At 71.6% G+C, this 16,408-nt stretch carries 15 protein-coding genes; 3 read left to right on the top strand and 12 right to left on the bottom strand.

All coding sequences use genetic code 11. The features are described 5' to 3' along the window. Positions 1-6 precede the first annotated feature (6 nt). The 4 genes from OHB41_RS19895 to OHB41_RS19910 all read right to left on the bottom strand — a co-directional run bounded on the left by OHB41_RS19895 (position 7) and on the right by OHB41_RS19910 (position 4,169). Complete coding sequence (locus tag OHB41_RS19895; RefSeq protein ID WP_266699573.1) at positions 7-1,167, bottom strand: dipeptidase; 1,161 nt, start codon at positions 1,165-1,167, stop codon at positions 7-9. Between the two features lie 124 nt (positions 1,168-1,291). After that, positions 1,292-2,470: a dipeptidase gene (locus OHB41_RS19900; RefSeq protein WP_266699574.1), complete on the bottom strand. Its 1,179-nt coding sequence runs from the start codon at positions 2,468-2,470 to the stop codon at positions 1,292-1,294. Positions 2,471-2,475: 5 nt separating this feature from the next. Beyond that, a complete protein-coding gene (gene purE / locus OHB41_RS19905) occupies positions 2,476-3,000 on the bottom strand; it encodes a 5-(carboxyamino)imidazole ribonucleotide mutase (RefSeq protein WP_266699575.1) in 525 nt (174 codons plus the stop codon). After that, entirely contained in the window at positions 2,997-4,169 is a 1,173-nt protein-coding gene (locus tag OHB41_RS19910; protein WP_266699576.1) for a 5-(carboxyamino)imidazole ribonucleotide synthase, read from the bottom strand. The genes purE and OHB41_RS19910 overlap by 4 nt, the downstream gene beginning before the upstream one ends. Positions 4,170-4,413: 244 nt before the next feature. Here OHB41_RS19910 and OHB41_RS19915 point away from each other — a divergent pair, with 244 nt between their 5' ends. Then, a complete protein-coding gene (locus tag OHB41_RS19915; protein WP_266699577.1) occupies positions 4,414-4,989 on the top strand; it encodes a GtrA family protein in 576 nt (191 codons plus the stop codon). Positions 4,990-5,044: 55 nt separating this feature from the next. Here the strand turns inward: OHB41_RS19915 and OHB41_RS19920 are convergent, their stop codons facing one another. Together OHB41_RS19920 and OHB41_RS19925 are read right to left on the bottom strand one after the other, a co-directional pair. Continuing rightward, on the bottom strand, positions 5,045-6,322 hold the full coding sequence (locus tag OHB41_RS19920; RefSeq protein ID WP_266699578.1) for a sensor histidine kinase: 1,278 nt from the start codon (positions 6,320-6,322) through the stop codon (positions 5,045-5,047). Positions 6,323-6,647: 325 nt separating this feature from the next. Then, positions 6,648-7,325 carry a response regulator transcription factor gene (locus OHB41_RS19925; RefSeq protein ID WP_018566970.1) on the bottom strand — a complete coding sequence of 226 codons (678 nt, stop codon included), beginning with the start codon at positions 7,323-7,325 and terminating at the stop codon, positions 6,648-6,650. A 493-nt stretch (positions 7,326-7,818) separates the two neighbouring features. Between OHB41_RS19925 and OHB41_RS19930 the strand changes: the two genes are divergently transcribed. Further along, complete coding sequence (locus OHB41_RS19930; protein ID WP_266699579.1) at positions 7,819-9,315, top strand: oligopeptide:H+ symporter; 1,497 nt, start codon at positions 7,819-7,821, stop codon at positions 9,313-9,315. A gap of 109 nt (positions 9,316-9,424) precedes the next feature. On the opposite strand, the gene OHB41_RS19935 is transcribed toward OHB41_RS19930, so the two are convergent. The 6 genes from OHB41_RS19935 to OHB41_RS19960 form a co-directional block, all read right to left on the bottom strand. Continuing rightward, positions 9,425-10,672, bottom strand: a complete 1,248-nt coding sequence (locus tag OHB41_RS19935) for a hypothetical protein (protein ID WP_266699580.1) — start codon at positions 10,670-10,672, stop codon at positions 9,425-9,427. Positions 10,673-10,782: 110 nt separating this feature from the next. Beyond that, entirely contained in the window at positions 10,783-11,883 is a 1,101-nt protein-coding gene (locus tag OHB41_RS19940; RefSeq protein ID WP_266706005.1) for a hypothetical protein, read from the bottom strand. Between the two features lie 161 nt (positions 11,884-12,044). After that, positions 12,045-13,022: a hypothetical protein gene (locus OHB41_RS19945; protein WP_266699581.1), complete on the bottom strand. Its 978-nt coding sequence runs from the start codon at positions 13,020-13,022 to the stop codon at positions 12,045-12,047. A gap of 33 nt (positions 13,023-13,055) precedes the next feature. Next, complete coding sequence (locus tag OHB41_RS19950) at positions 13,056-13,817, bottom strand: LPXTG cell wall anchor domain-containing protein (protein ID WP_526024941.1); 762 nt, start codon at positions 13,815-13,817, stop codon at positions 13,056-13,058. Positions 13,818-13,948: 131 nt separating this feature from the next. Next, complete coding sequence (locus OHB41_RS19955; protein WP_266699583.1) at positions 13,949-14,530, bottom strand: ATP-binding protein; 582 nt, start codon at positions 14,528-14,530, stop codon at positions 13,949-13,951. A gap of 306 nt (positions 14,531-14,836) precedes the next feature. Beyond that, on the bottom strand, positions 14,837-15,205 hold the full coding sequence (locus OHB41_RS19960; RefSeq protein WP_266699584.1) for an STAS domain-containing protein: 369 nt from the start codon (positions 15,203-15,205) through the stop codon (positions 14,837-14,839). Between the two features lie 248 nt (positions 15,206-15,453). Here OHB41_RS19960 and OHB41_RS19965 point away from each other — a divergent pair, with 248 nt between their 5' ends. Continuing rightward, on the top strand, positions 15,454-16,362 hold the full coding sequence (locus OHB41_RS19965) for an RNA polymerase sigma factor SigF (protein WP_266699585.1): 909 nt from the start codon (positions 15,454-15,456) through the stop codon (positions 16,360-16,362). The last annotated feature ends 46 nt before the right edge of the window (positions 16,363-16,408 follow it).

Genomic DNA, 16,408 nt, shown 5'->3' on the forward strand with positions numbered 1-16,408 from the left:
GCCCGCTCAGCCGTCCAGATCGGCGATCCTGGCCGTGGACGGCTCGCGGCGCTGCTGGGCCGCCCGCGCCGTGAAGTCCGCAGTGCGCACGATTCGCTGGACGTTTCCCCAGGTCAGCAGGGCGAGGTCGGCCTCTGACCAGCCGCGGGCGAAAAGTTCGGCGATCAGGTTCGGGTAGCAGGACGCGTCGGCGAGGTCCTGTGGGTGGGCGGCCCCGGAGTCGTACGTCCCCGAGACACCGACGCACTCCGGGCCCGCGACGGACCGCACGTGGTCGAGGTGGTCGGCGACGTCCCGCACGGTCGGGCCCGCCTGCTCGGCCGTGAGCGGGACGAGACACACCCCCTTGGCCGCGCCCAGTCCGGCGAGGACGTCGTCGGAGAGGTTCGCCGGGTGGGGACGCAGCGCGCGGGCCGCGGAGCGGGTGAACAGGACCGGGGCCTTGGAGGCCGCCAGGGTACGGGCGATGGTGGCGTCCGAGGTCCCGGAGAGGTCGGCGATCACGCCCAGCCGGTTCATCTCGCGCAGCACCTCCTCACCGAACCTGGTCAGGCCCGCCTGGCTCGCCCAGGAGGCGCCCGCGAGGGTGAGGACCCGCAGGCCGAGCGAGCGCAGGGCCCGCAGGATGCCGAGCGAGTCGCCGAGCGCGGCGGCACCGGCCGGGCCCAGCAGCACGGCCACCCGGCGGCAGTGCCGGGCGTCGTTGATCTCGGAGGCGGTGTGGGCCATCCGCAGCCCCTCGGGGTGGGCCCGGACCACCGTGCGCACCAGGTCCAGCTGCTCCAGGGTGGCGCCGACGGCCCGGTCACCGGCCAGCCCCTCGGGCAGGTGCAGCGACCAGAACAGCGCGCCGACATGCCCCTCCCGCAGCCGCGGCACATCCGTGTCCACGGCGCTCTCGCCCACCTCCAGGTCGTACCAGGGCAGGTGTCGCAGCGCCCAGGGCAGACCGCTGTAGCCGTCGGCGACGGGATGACCGGCGAGGAAACTGCGCGCCCGCTCCAGGGGATCGGCGTCCGGGACGGTCTCCCGCGCCGCCGTCGGCGCGGACTCCGGGACGTCCAGGTCGGCCGCCCCGGACTCCGGCCCGGCCTTCGCCCAGGCAGTGGGCCGGTCGAGCTCCGCCACCTCGGGGGTGGGGTGCAGTTCTTCCTGCAGGTCTGCCATGGCGTGGCTCCGTTGGGTGGACGGTGATCGCAGTACCGTCACCGTCGCACGGGGCGCGGGGGAGCTTCCTGGTGGACGGGGCGTTCGGGGGTACGGCCCGTCCACCGGGAAGCGTCCGGAGCGGTCAGCCGTCCAGCTGTCGCAACGTCGCGTTCGACGGGCCGCGCGTCGCCCGCAGGTCGCGGGCCACGTCCTCGGCCGCGCCCAGCACCCGTACCGCGTTCTGCCAGGTCAGCTTGGCGAGGTCGGCGCGGGACCAGCCGCGGGCGAACAGTTCCGCGATCAGGTTCGGATAGCCGGAGACGTCGTCGAGGCCCTCGGGCGTGAACGCCGTGCCGTCGTAGTCGCCGCCGATGCCGAGGTGGTCGACGCCCGCGACCTCGCGCATGTGGTCGAGGTGGTCCGCCACCGTCGACACCGTGGCGACGGGCCGCGGGTTGGTCTCCTCGAAGGCGCGGTGGACCTTCATTCCCTCGGGGGTGGTGTCGAGGTGGTGGAGGCCGTGCGCGCGCATGTTCTCGTCGGCCGCGGCCGTCCAGTCGACCGCGGCCTGCAGGACGAACTTCGGTACGAACGTCACCATCGCCACTCCCCCGTTGGCGGGCAGCCGCTCCAGGACGTCGTCCGGGATGTTGCGCGGGTGGTCGCAGACCGCGCGCGAGGAGGAGTGCGAGAAGATCACCGGGGCGGCGGAGGTGTCCAGCGCGTCCCGCATGGTCGTCGCCGCGACGTGCGAGAGGTCGACCAGCATGCCCTCGCGGTTCATCTCCCGGACGACCTCGCGGCCGAAGGCCGACAGACCGCCGACGGCGGGGACGTCCGTGGCCGAGTCCGCCCACGCGACGTTGTCGTTGTGGGTGAGCGTCATGTACCGCACGCCCAGCGCGTACAACCCCCGCAGCGCGCCGAGGGAGTTGTCGATGGAGTGACCGCCCTCCGCGCCCATGAGCGAGGCGATACGGCCCTCCGCCCGCGCCGCGGTCATGTCCGCCGCCGTCAGCGCGGCCCGCAGGTGGGCCGGGTGACGGTCGATCAACTGTCGTACGCAGTCGATCTGTTCGAGCGTCATGGTGAGCGGGTCGGGCAGGTCCGAGCGGACGTACACCGACCAGTACTGCGCGCCGACGCCGCCGGCGCGCAGGCGCGCCAGGTCGGTGTGCAGATGGGCGCTCTGGTCGGCGGCGATGTCACGGGCGCCGAGGTCGTAGCGGACCTGCTCGCGCAGGGCCCAGGGCAGGTCGTTGTGCCCGTCGACCACGGGGAACTCCCGCAGCAGGTCCCGGGCTTCGTCGAGGGAGGCCATCCGCGTCACTTCCCGAAGCCGAAGCCGCCGGCCGCGCCCTCGACCTTGGCCCGCAGCCGCTTGCCCTTCTCGGTGGCCTGGTCGTTCAGCTCCTGCTGGAAGTCCCGCATGCGGGTGAGGAGTTCCTCGTCGTGCGCGGCGAGGATCCGGGCCGCCAGCAGGCCGGCGTTGCGCGCGCCGCCGACGGAGACGGTGGCGACGGGGACGCCGGCCGGCATCTGCACGATCGACAGCAGTGAGTCCATGCCGTCGAGGTACTTCAGCGGGACCGGAACGCCGATGACGGGCAGCGGGGTGACGGAGGCGAGCATCCCGGGCAGGTGGGCGGCGCCGCCGGCACCCGCGATGATCGCCTTGAGCCCACGCCCCGCGGCCTGCTCGCCGTAGGCGATCATCTCGTGCGGCATGCGGTGCGCGGAGACGACGTCGACCTCGTAGGGGATCTCGAACTCGTGGAGGGCCTGGGCGGCGGCCTCCATGACGGGCCAGTCGGAGTCCGACCCCATGACGATGCCTACAACTGGGCTCATTCTGTGATCGTGCCTCTCAGGTAACCGGCTGCGTGACGGGCGCGATCGAGGACGTCGTCCAGGTCGTCGCCGTAGGTGTTGACGTGGCCGACCTTGCGGCCGGGCTTCACGTCCTTGCCGTACATGTGGATCTTCAGTTGGGGGTCGCGGGCCATGCAGTGCAGGTACGCGGAGTACATGTCCGGGTAGTCGCCGCCGAGGACGTTGACCATGACCGTCCACCTGGCGCGCGGGCGCGGGTCGCCGAGGGGGAGGTCGAGGACCGCGCGGACATGGTTGGCGAACTGGGAGGTGATCGCGCCGTCCTGGCTCCAGTGGCCCGAGTTGTGCGGGCGCATGGCCAGCTCGTTGACGAGGATGCCGGGCGTCCCGTCGGGCTCGCGGATCTCGAACAGTTCGACGGCCAGGTGGCCCACGACGCCGAGTTCCTTCGCGATGCGCAGGGCGAGCTCCTCGGCCCTCAGGGCCAGCTCGTCCGAGATCCCGGGCGCGGGGGCGATCACCGTGTCGCAGACGCCGCCGACCTGCTGGGACTCGACGACCGGGTACGCGACCGCCTGGCCGTGCGGTGAGCGGACGACGTTCGCCGCGAGTTCCCGTACGAAGTCGACCTTCTCCTCGGCCAGCACGGGGACGCCGGCGCGGAAGGGTTCGGCCGCCTCCTCCAGGGAGCGTACGAACCAGACCCCCTTGCCGTCGTAGCCGCCGCGGACGGTCTTCAGGATCACCGGAAAACCGTCGCCCTCGGCGCCGGGCGCGAGACCCTCGGCCGCGAAGGCGGCGACGTCGTCGACGTCGCTCACGATCCGGTGCCGCGGGCAGGGCACGCCGATCGCGTCGAGCTTCGCGCGCATCACACCCTTGTCCTGGGCGTGCACGAGCGCGTCGGGGCCCGGGCGGACGGGAATGCCGTCCGCCTCCAGGGCCCGCAGATGCTCGCTGGGGACGTGTTCGTGATCGAAGGTGATCACATCGCAGCCCCGTGCGAAGTCACGCAGCGTGTCGAGGTCGCGATAGTCGCCGATGACGACATCGCCGACCACTTGCGCCGCGGAATCCTGCGGGGTGTCACTGAGGAGCTTGAACCTGATGCCGAGCGGGATGCCCGCCTCGTGTGTCATACGAGCGAGCTGACCCCCGCCGACCATGCCGACTACCGGGAACGTCACGCTCCAAGAGTATCGGCCGCGCCGCGGGGACCGGATTCCGCTCTCCGCACCCCGGTCCCCGGCCGCCGCGCGGCCCGCCCGTCCCCCTGGCGTACGCCCCGCGCCCGCCACCGTCGGTGACCCGCTTTTTCCCCACCCGTGAGTCTGCCCACAGGCAGCACAGGGAGCCGCTGGTTAGCATGGCCGGGTTGAAATAACCGAACGACGACCGACCGATGACCGATCGACGGGGGCTGGCGACACCATGGGCAGTGCTTCTTCGGGGCTTCATACGAGGCCTCGCAGCGCGGTTCGCCGCCGGTTCGACCAGCTCCTGCGCGAAGTCGCCAAATTCGGCGCGGTCGGCGGGGCGGGGCTGCTCGTCAACCTGGTGACCTTCAACCTGGTCCGGCACGCCACCGGGCTGCAGGTCGTCCGGGCCAGCGTCATCGCCACGATCGTCGCCATCGTCTTCAACTACGTCGGGTTCCGCTACTTCACCTACCGGGACCGCGACCGCGGCGGCCGTACCCGGGAGATGACCCTCTTCGTGCTGTTCAGCGCGGTGGGGCTGGTCATCGAGAACGGTGTGCTGTACGTGGCGACGTACGGCTTCGGCTGGGACAGCCCGCTGCAGAGCAACGTCTTCAAGTTCGTCGGCATCGGCATCGCGACCCTCTTCCGCTTCTGGTCGTACCGCACCTGGGTGTTCCGCACGCTGCCGGCCGAGGAGCCCGCGACCGAGCCGGAGCCCGGGGCGGTGCTGCGGACGCGGCCCGTCCTCGACGCGGAGACGCAGGCCGGCGCCGAGCGCGCGCCGGCCAGGGCCCGGGCCAACTAGGGCAGGCGTCTCCGCGCACCCGCCGTGGGACCCTCCGCCGCGCCGGAGCCCCGCGTCACCGGACCGTCGGCTCCTCGTCGTCCACCAGCGGAGGCCTCTTCAGCGGCGTACGCGACAGGAACAGGCCGAACACCGGCGGTTGCGCCTGCAGCATCTCCAGACGGCCCCCGTCGGCCTCCGCGAGGTCGCGGGCGACCGCGAGACCGATACCGGTGGAGTTGCGGCCGCTGATCGTGCGCTCGAAGATGCGGGCGCCCAGGTCGGTGGGGACCCCGGGGCCATCGTCCGTGACCTCGACGACGGCCTGGTTGCCGGTGACGCGGGTACGCAGGGCGACGGTGCCGCCGCCGTGCATGAGCGAGTTCTCGATGAGCGCGGCCAGCACCTGGGCGACCGCGCCCGGGGTGCCGACCGCCCGCAGGTGCCGCTTGCCGGAGCTGACGATGGCGCGGCCCGCGCTGCGGTAGGCGGGACGCCACTCCTCCAGCTGCTGCTTGATGACCTCGTCGAGGTCGAAGGAGACGGCGGAGCCCGTACGGGGGTCTCGGGCGTTGGTCAGCAGCCGCTCCACGACGTCCGTGAGCCGCTCGACCTGGGTGAGCGCGATCGTCGCCTCCTCCTTCACGATGTCCGGATCATCCGTGAGGGTGATTTCCTCCAGCCGCATCGAGAGGGCCGTGAGGGGCGTACGGAGCTGGTGGGAGGCGTCGGCGGCCAGGCGGCGCTCGGCGGTCAGCATGCGGGCGATGCGCTCCGCGCTGCCGTCCAGGACGTCCGCGACACGGTCCAGCTCCGGGACGCCGTAGCGCTTGTGGCGGGGGCGGGGGTCGCCGGAGCCGAGCCGCTCGGCGGTCTCCGCGAGGTCGGTGAGCGGGGAGGCCAGGCGGTTGGCCTGGCGTACGGCGAGCAGGACGGCGGCGATGATCGCGAGCAGGGCGACCGCGGCGATGATCAGGAGCGTGCGGCCGACCTCGCGGGTCACGGCCGAGCGGGGCTCCTGGACGACGACCGTCTCGCCCTCCTCGCCCTTGGCCGTGGAGTGGATGACGTCACCGCTGGGCTGGATCCCGACCTCGACGGGGGCCTGGCCGGGGACCCGGATCACGGCGTAGCGGTCCTCGGCGACCTGGTTCTTGAGGATCTCCGCGTTGATGTGTTCCTCGCCGAGGATGCGGCTGTCCACGATGCTGGCGAGGCGCAGGGCCTCGGAGTCCACGCGTTCCTGGGCGCTGTTGCTGATGGTGCGGGTCTCGACGATCACGAGGGAGACGCCGAAGACGGCGATCACCACGAGGACGACGGAGAGGGTGGACTGGATGAGGCGGCGACGCACGGGGCCCTCCGGGCGGGTGGCTGTACGGGGACCAGTGTGCACTGTCGCGGTGGCGGACGGGTTCTTCCGCCCCCGCCGCCCCTACCCGTCCCGTCCCTGGCGGCTTCGCCCCCGGTCCCCCGCCAGGGGCGCTGCGCCCCCGGACCGCCGCTTCGCCCGAAGGGCTCGTCCTCGAACGCCGGACGGGCTGCAATACATGACCCCGGGCCTCGGCCTTTCAGCGCGGGCGCGCGCCCTCAGCCCGTCCGGCGTTCGAGGACGAGGCCGTTCAGGCCGAACGGGGGGTCCGGGGGCGGAGCCCCCAGGGTCGGCGACGGGCCTCGTGTCAGCTCTTCTCGAAGCGGAAACCGACACCCCGTACCGTCGCGATGTACCGCGGATTCGCCGCATCGTCACCGAGCTTCTTGCGCAGCCAGGAGATGTGCATGTCGAGGGTCTTGGTGGACGACCACCACGTGGTGTCCCAGACCTCGCGCATCAGCTGGTCCCGGGTGACGACCCGCCCCGCGTCCCGGACCAGCACCCTCAGCAGGTCGAACTCCTTGGCCGTGAGCTGGAGTTCCTCGTCACCCATCCAGGCCCGGTGCGACTCGACGTCGATCCGTACGCCGTGCGTGGCGGGCGGCTGCTGCGGCTCCGCGGCGCCGCGCCGGAGGAGGGCCCGGACGCGGGCGAGCAGTTCGGCGAGGCGGAACGGCTTGGTCACGTAGTCGTCGGCGCCCGCGTCGAGACCGACGACGGTGTCCACCTCGTCGGCGCGCGCGGTCAGGATGAGGATGGGGACGGTGTGGCCTTCGGCACGGAGTCGGCGGGCCACTTCCAGGCCGTCCATTCCGGGCAGCCCCAGGTCCAGGACGACCAGGTCGACGCCGCCCTGCATTCCGGCGTCGAGCGCGGTGGGGCCGTCCTCGCGCACTTCGACCTCGTAACCCTCCCGGCGCAGGGCACGGGCCAGCGGCTCCGAGATGGACGCGTCGTCCTCGGCGAGCAGTACACGGGTCATGGGGTGATGGTAGTCCGCCTCGGACAGCACCTGTGGTGTGATCGGCGACCGGGATTCTTACCTTCGGCCGGCCGGAGAGCCGCCTTCGGCTGTGGGGCGCGATCTCGGGTGGGGCCTTCGAATGCGCTTCCGTGGTTCCATTGTCACCTGTGATCCATCTCTCAAGTCCTTCCATATGCCGCATTGACATGTCGTATGGTGACTGAACGCCTGTAGCACCGCACGAGGACCTTTGGCGCGTTACGTGACGCTGAGGGTCTCTTTTGTGTGCGGGCTGGTGTTTCGCCAGCCTTGAAAGGAATGACCTGTGGCCGGGCCCGAGCGCATCGACGCGTGACGGGCGTGGATCCCGGTGGTCGCCGTGCATCGCTTCGCAATCCGGAGCGGACTCCCCGTGGGCGTGGGGTGGACGGGTCGGACCTCGCCGGTGCCGGCCGCCCCCCACCGGGCGCGCCACGTTCCAGCAGCGCGTCCCGACCAGCAAGGAACGACCATGGCGTCCAGCCTGACGAAGGACTCGGTCACACCGGGCACCCCCGGTTCCGAGAAGACCTTCTTCGGCCACCCCCGCGGACTGGCCACTCTCTTCATGACCGAGATGTGGGAGCGTTTCTCCTACTACGGCATGAAGGCTCTGCTCCCGCTGTACCTGGTGGCACCGGGCGGCCTGCACATGAGCGCGGCCACCGCGACCGCGATCTACTCCGTGTACCTGTCCCTGGTGTACCTCCTCGCCCTGCCGGGCGGCTGGTTCGCCGACCGTGTCCTCGGCCCCCGCAAGACGGTCGCCGTCGCGGGCCTGATCATCATGCTGGGCCACCTCACGCTGGCCCTGCCGACCTCCGGGACCTTCTTCGCGGGCCTCGGCCTCGTGGCCATCGGTTCCGGTCTGCTCAAGGCCAACATCTCCACGATGGTCGGCCACCTCTACAACGGCCCGGACGACCCGCGCCGCGACGGTGGCTTCACGCTCTTCTACATCGGCATCAACCTGGGCGCCTTCATCGCGCCGCTGGTCATCGGCACCGTCGGCGAGAACGTGAACTGGCACCTGGGCTTCGCGATCGCCGCGCTGGGCATGGCCCTGGGCCTGGCCCAGTACCTACTCGGCGGCCGTCACCTGAACCCCCGCTCGCAGGAGGTCCCCACGCCCCTGTCGGCCGAGGAGAAGGCCGCGACGCTGCGCAAGTCGGCGTTCTGGGCGGCCGTCGCCGTCGTCTTCTACGCGATCGTCGGCTTCTCCGGCCACTACACGCTGAACTGGCTGCTGGTCCCGATCACGGTCGCCGGTCTGGTCATCCCGGTCATGGTCATCGGCCGTATCAGGCGGGACAAGAGCCTGAACCGCGCCGAGCAGTCGAAGATGTCCGCGTACATCTGGTTCTTCGTCGCCGCGGCCGTCTTCTGGATGATCTACGACCAGGGCGGCTCGACCATGTCGATCTTCGCCGACTCGTCCGCCAAGAACACCATCTTCGGCTGGGACTTCCCGGTCTCCTGGTACCAGTCGGTCAACCCCGTCATGATCATGGCGCTGGCCCCGGTCTTCGCCTGGGCGTGGCTGGCGCTGAACAAGCGCGGCAAGGAGCCGAGCACGGCCACGAAGTTCGCCTCCGGTCTGATCCTGGTCGGTGCGTCGTTCTTCCTCTTCCTGGCCCCGCTGACGATCGCCGAGGGCGGTCACAAGGCGGCCGCGATGTGGCTGGTGGCGATCTACTTCGTGCAGACCGTCGGCGAGCTGACGCTCTCTCCGGTGGGTCTGTCGGTCACGACGAAGATGGCTCCCGCGAAGTACGCCTCCCAGATGATGGGTGTCTGGTTCCTGGCGGTCACCGCCGGTGACGCCACGACCGGCCTCCTCTCCATCGCCGAGGTCGACCTCAACAAGACGGGCATCGTCGCCCTCGAGGCCACGCTCGCCGTGGTCGCCGGTGTGGCGGTCTGGATGTACCGCAAGAGGGTCAAGCAGCTGATGGGCGACGTCAACTGACGCACCCCGGCAGGGGCTTCCCCCGAGTCGACGCCTTGCACCCGGAGGGCCACCGCACCACATCGGCGCGGTGGCCCTCCGGCGTTCCCGCCCCCGGCCGCGGGGACGGTCAGTGCGGGTGGCGGCGGGGCAGGAACGTGAAGACCGCTCCGCCGAGCAGGATCACCGTTCCGGCGACCAGCCCCAGCGCCCTGAGCGCGCCGTGGCTGTCGGAGCCCGTCTCCGCGAGGCCGCCGGACGTCGACGTGCCTCCGGCCGACGTGCCGCCGGAGGTGGAGGAGGAACCTCCGCCGCCGGACGCCCCGCCCTCCTGACGCGTGGTGTCCAGGGTCAGGGAGACCTGTGACGTCGCCGGGGTGCAGGTCGTCGTGGTGCCGAGGGCCGTCACCGTCAGTACACCGGGCGCCAGGGTGGACTCGCCGCTCGCGCCGGGCTTGTACGTACCCGTGAGGTCGGGCACCTCGATCGGGTCGCCGGACTTGATCGGCTGGGCGTTGGCGGGCCCCTCGACGTGGACCGTGCCCTTGTCCGCACCGCCCAGGACCACCTCCATCGACGGCTTGACCGAGTTCGCCGGGATGTCGGCCGGGCTGTCCATCACGGACTTCTTGAACTTGACCGTGAGAGCGAAGTTCTCGCCGCTCTTCCGGGCGTCGATCTGCACGGGAGAGGTGGCGTTCTTGTCCCCGATCGGCGTCTTGCACGCGTAGGCGACGGAGACCTCCTTGCCGGTGAAGTCCGTCTGTCCCCCGCTGTCGCTCGGGCTCGCCGACGCCGATCCGGTGGGCTGCGTCGACGCCGTGCCGGAGGGGGTGGGCGAGGGCGTCGTCGTCGGTGTGGGGGTCGGTGTCGTCGAGGACCCCGTCACCTCGATCGTGGCCGCCGGCTTCACCGTCTCGGTCGGTGCGCACTTCGTGTCCGTCGAGAAGGCGTTGATGCTGTACGCGTCCGGGGTCAGCGTGACCGTGCCGGGCGCCGTCAGTTTCAGGGTGCCCTTCATGTCGGAGAGCACCATGGCCCCGCCCTTGGGTATGGCCGGGTTCTCACGTGGTCCCTGCATCGCGAGGTCCGCGGTCTGCGCACCGGCCGCCTTGAGGGTGCCGCTCGGCTGGACCGAGTCGGCCGGAAGGTCGATGAGGTCGGGGTTCTTCGACGCGGCCTGCGTGAACTTCCAGACCACCTCGACCTCGTCGCCCACGCTCGCCGTCGCGGGCGCGGTGATCTGCACCTCGGTGGTGCCCATGACGGGGTCCAGGCCGGAGGCCGCGGGCGGAACGCACCTGGTCGCGTACGACACCCCGGCCGCCTGTGCCGGGGCCGCCGCCACGCCCACCAGAAGGCCCGCGCCGGCGAGCATCAGCGCGAATCCGGCCGCGCTCGCTCTCCGGCCGCCCCGGGGGACTGTGCTCCGCCCGTCCGAGGGGGCGCCTCTCCGCCCTCCCGCCGGCGCAACTCTCCATCGCGTACTCACGTGTTCCCCTTCGTCGTCGGACTGTTCTCTTGCGGTGCGGAGAGCTGACCGTTCGCGGCGCCACCGGGATCGCTGTCCGGTGTGAACCACGGCAGGGTCGGGGTCGTAGCGGTCCTCGGGGCGCGGTTCCGCGCCGCGGCGGACCGCGTCGCCTCCGGCGCGGAACCCGGCGCGGGGGGTGCGGACGGCGAGGCGGGGGAACCGCCCGGCCACGGCAGCCGGAGGGTGATGTCCGGCAGCCGCAAGACCCGGTGACGGCTCGCGCGGCGCGCCGACCTGCGGGGCCGCACCCGGTCCACCACGGCCATCCCGATCCGGAACACCGCCGCCGGGACGACCACGGCCAGCAGGATCCAGAAGAGCGTCACCCCCCAGGGGCGGCCGACGCCCCACGGCTGTTCGGCGAGGACCTTCCCGTCGTACTTCAAGGAGACCGTGTAGTCGCCGTGCGCTCCGGCCGCGAGCTCCACCGGGAGGGTGATCCGCGCCTTCCTGCCGGGCGCGACCGTGCCGCGCCACTGCTGTTCCTCCCACTGCGGCGCGAACACCCCGTGCGAGGTGCCGACCTGGAAGACGGGGTCCTGGACGGAGGCGGTGCCGACGTTGCCGACGGTGAAGACGAGGTCCCGGGCGGGCGGCGCGCCGAACCAGGTCAGCAGTCCGCCGGAGCCGTCCAGCCGGGTGTCGGTGAGCACCGCCAGGCGGCCGGCGCCCGACTCCCTGGGCAGCGGTTCGACCGAGTGCCCCGCGACCATGAAGACGGCGTCCGCCGCCGCCTGTCGGCCCGTGACCGTGGCGACGTGCACGACGCACGGGCAGGGCTTGGGCGGCTCGGTGACCGGCAGTCTCTTCTCGAAGGTCCCCCGCGCGTCGGTGGTGACGGCCCGGCCGCCCGCGTTGGCACAGGAGTTGGTGCCGCCGATCACGCCGCGGGACGGCACGGACTGCCCGCAGATCAGCATCATCAGCAGCGTCCTCGGCCGCCATCCGCTGCCGGTCACGGTGACCGAACCACCCGTCCCCGCCTCGGAGGTGGACAGTCTCACCCCCGGTCTCCCCGCGTCGGACGCTACGGACACGGCCGACACGTCCGACACGTCCGACCCGGCGGGCCCAGTTGATCCGGCGGACGCGACGGCTCCCTCGGACGCGACGGACACGGCGGCCGTCCCCGTCACCGGGACCACGAGCAGCGCGACCGCCGCCGCCCGCAGCGCCGCCGCCCACACCGCAGCGCGCGTCCTGCCACCGACGAAGCTCACGACACCGCTCCCGTCCACTCCGCTTCCGTACGCCCGGTTTCCGTACGCGCCGTTTCCGTACGCGCCGGTGCGCACGCCCCGCCGTCCGTCGTACGGCGCCGTCGCCGCCGTACGACGAGCAGCACGGCGACCGCCGCGAGACCGCATCCGACACCCGCCACCGCGCCCCACGGCACGAACCGCACCGGCGTGGAGGCGGTGGCGCGCGCCCCTCCCGCCGCCGTCACCGTGAGCCGCACGTCGACCGCGTCCAGCGCCGGCCGGTCGCGCCACGGTTCGGTGAGCGTCACGCGGCGGCCCGGCAGGAGCTCGACCGGAAGGGCCCTCGGAGGGCGGTCGAGGACCCTGCCGAGGACACCGTCGGCGCGTACCGCGAGCTTCGGGGTGAGCACGGTGTTACCGCGGTTGACCAGCTCGTACGAGAGGCGTCCGCCGTGCAGGGTGACGTGCTCGACCGTGAGCGCCGACAACGCCGGTCCCCCGACCCGCAGCCGCACCCGTACCGCCGAGGAGCGGCCGCCGGCGCTCGCGACGATCGCCCCCGGATGGTCGCCGGGCGTCGCGCCCGGCGGAACGCTCACGCTGAACGGCACGTCGGCGCGGGTGCGCGCGGGCACCCGCACGGACACCGTGCCGGTCGGCGTCCGGTGTCCCTCCCGTTCCTCGGCGAAGGCGATCCAGGCGCCCGTGTCCGTCGGCCTCACGGTGGTACGGACGGTGAAGCCGCCGCGCGCGGTGCTGTCGGCGTCCGCGCCGCGCAGCCGGACCGTCAGCGGCCGCGCGCCCGGGTTGAGCACGGACACGGTGTCCTGGAGGACCGTGCCGGGCGTCCCCTCCGCGTAGACGTACGGCCGCCCGGTGCCCGTGCCCGCGGACGGCACGACGGACCAGCCGGCCGCACCCGCGGCGGCCGCGGGCGCGGCCGGCGACAGCAGCACGCCGACGGCACAGCACACAACACGGGCGTAGGGCATCGGCGGCTCCTGGTCGTCGAACGGGTCAACGCGTCAGCGGCGTGCCGCCTGATGCCTGCGTGTCAGCCACAGCGTGCCCGCGGCACCCGCGAGCAGTACGGTGCCGCCGAGCGTGCCGAGAGCGAGCGCCGAGTCGGCGGGGCCGGTCTGCGGGAGCTGCCCGCCGGAGCCGGTCCGGGAACCCGACCCGCCCGCCCCACCGGACCCGCTCGATCCGCCCGACCCGGACCCGCCGCCCGCGGCCGTGACGTCGAGGGTCAGCGAGGGCCCCGGGTTGTTGGTGGGCGTGCAGGTGGTCGTCGTGCCGAGCGCCTTGATGGTCAGCACACCCGCCGTGAAGGTGACCTTGCCGCTCTTGGACGGGGTGTACGTCCCGCTCAGGTCGCTGATCTTGATCGGGGTGTTGGCGGGGATCGCGGCCGCGTTGGCCGGCCCGCTCACCGCGACCGTGCCACTGTCCGCGCCGCCCACCCTGATGACCGCGCTCGGACTCATCGCGCCCTTGCCCAGCTCGACCGGGCTGGACGAGACACCCTTCTGCCAGGACATGGTGAGCTTGTAGGCGCTGCCGCTCCTGACGCTCTTGATGTCGATGGGCGACACGGCGCTCTTGTCGCCGATCGGTGTCTTGCACTGGTAGTTGACGTCCACCACGGCGGCCTGGGCGGCCGGGGCGGCCATCAGCACGGCCGAGCCGGCCACGGCCGCGGCGAGCGCGAGCGCGGCGTTTCGTTTCTGGTACGTCCGGTTCGGCACGGCCTGCCCCTCACTCCCGACTGATTCCTGACGGAACATCAGATCGGCCGTCAAGGTACGCCCGGGGCCTTGTGGAGGGAAGACAAAGCGCGCGCCGGATCTGAGGAGATCCAGCGCGCGTGCGGCACGTACGAAGAAGCGTCATGACCGCGGGTAACTCCTGGTGGGCGTCAGGCAGGTGCCCCGAGTTCCGCCCATACGGTCTTGCCGGCGCCGCCCGGAGCACGGACGACTCCCCAGTCCAGGCACAGCCGCTGCACGATGAACATGCCGTGGCCGCCGGGCCGTCCGGCGCGGTGCGGGGTGCGCGGGGCGGGCTGGCCGGTGCCCCGGTCGGAGACCTCGATGCGCAGCACCTTGTTGTCGCAGCTGAGCCGGAGCTCCTCCGGACCCTCGGCATGCAGACAGGCATTGGTGACCAGCTCGGAGACGACCAGCAGGACGTCCTCGGCGGCGGCTCGCCGGTCGGCGCCCGCGGCGGGCAGCCAGCCCCACGCGTGCAGCGCCTGACGGGCGAAGTCGCGGGCGAGCGGCACTACGGCGCTCTCACCCTCGAAACTCAGCCTGCGGGCCGAACGGGCGACGGACGGAACGCCCGCGTCGCCCGCGGACACCGCGACGGACACGCCGTCGGCGGTCGGGGCCACCGGGTGCCCGGACACGCTCACGCCGTCTCCCGACGCCCCGGAAGCGCCGCCGTCGCCCGACTCAGGGCCGCGGTCGCCCGGCGAGTAGGGCCGGGTGGTGCTCATCAGCGCTTCACCTCACCGATTCACCAGTATCACGATTCAAGACTCAGTACTCAGCATGTGGTACGCACACCAGGGGCTTCCGCACTCAGGACATCAGGACACTTCCGTGCCCAGAACGCTCGGGACGAATATCTACAGTGCTTCTCTACGACGTTCCCACCGATTCTCGCCGACATAGTCAGGATGTCTCCTGCCCGACTGTCGCGCCGGAACACCCCCCTGCCCGACCGGGAATGTGTGACAGACGTGACGCAGCGGCCGCGCGGGCCCACCAGGACGCGGCAGAGCGGCGTCCGAGCGCCCCGCCTAGTCGGCCAGCGCCGCATCGAGCGTCTCGTGAACGGTGAAGACGGCCTCCGCCCCGGTGATCTCGAAGACCCGCGCCACCACCGGCAGCATCCCCGCCAGGTGGACGCCACCGCCCGCGGCCTCGGCCTTGAGCCGGGCACCGAGCAGCACGTTGAGCCCTGTGGAGTCGCAGAACTCCAGCCGTGAACAGTCCACGACGAGCCGGGCGTACCCCTTTTCGAGGCAGGCCTCGAGTGGCTCACGCAACAATTCGGCCGTGTGGTGATCCAACTCACCCGCGGGGGTCACGACGGCGCTAGAGCCCTCTTCCCGCACTTCGACCAGAAGCCGGCCCGACTGTGCGCTGCCGACCGTCCCGCGGTCCATGCCGTCTCTCTCCCGAGCGTCGTGAGTGCTGATTACGCACTCGAACACTACGCCTTCCTTACGATCCCCGACACCCGAACAACCCCCAGGAAACGGACATTTAGCAATGAAATGCACTTGCGAGGGATACGCGAAAGCGGGTAGGGCTAGTAGAGACAGCTATTCGACACGGCCGGCTACGGAGGCGCCGCACACCGCAGTGCACGTATTGGCATCGGCGGCCATATGCCGAGAACGATGGAGGACACATGTCACCCCGGCTCGACGCATCGCAGACCCAGAGGGCGACGTCGGCACCCTCTCCGGAGCACCCGGACCACGATCCCGCCGACCACGGCGCGGAGCTCGCCGGTCTGGAAGGGCTCCCGGAGATCCCCCCGTACGACGAGGTGGGGGCGGTGGACGCGCGAGCGCTGTCCAAGACGCTCTTCGAGCGCCTGGAGTCCCTCGAAGAGGGCACCCGCGACTACTCGTACGTCCGCAACACGCTCGTCGAACTCAACCTCGCGCTGGTGAAGTTCGCCGCCTCCCGCTTCCGCTCCCGCAGCGAGCCGATGGAGGACATCATCCAGGTCGGCACGATCGGTCTGATCAAGGCGATCGACCGCTTCGAGCTGAGCCGCGGCGTCGAATTCCCCACCTTCGCCATGCCGACCATCATCGGCGAGATCAAGCGCTTCTTCCGCGACACCTCCTGGTCCGTGCGGGTGCCGCGCAGACTGCAGGAACTCCGGCTCGACCTGGCCAAGGCGGGCGACGAACTCGCCCAGCGGCTCGACCGGTCACCCACCGTGGCCGAGCTCGCGGAGCGCCTGGGCATCACCAACGACGAGGTCGTCGAGGGCATGGCCGCCTCGAACGCCTACACGGCCAGCTCGCTGGACGCCCAGCCCGAGGAGGACGACTCCGAGGGCGCGCTCGCGGACCGGATCGGCTACGAGGACCACGGGCTCGAAGGCATCGAGTACGTGGAGTCCCTCAAGCCCCTGATCGCCGGTCTCCCGCCGCGCGACCGGCAGATCCTGTCGCTGCGCTTCGTCGCCAACATGACCCAGTCCGAGATCGGTGACGAACTCGGCATCTCGCAGATGCACGTGTCGCGGCTCCTGTCGCGCACGCTGGTGCGGCTCCGCAGGGGCCTGACGGTCGAGGAGTGACGGGGCCTCATCCCCACAAGCGGTCCCGGAACTCCCCCACGCACTC

The sequence above is a fragment of the Streptomyces sp. NBC_01571 genome, assembly GCF_026339875.1.
Classification (GTDB): Bacteria; Actinomycetota; Actinomycetes; order Streptomycetales; family Streptomycetaceae; genus Streptomyces.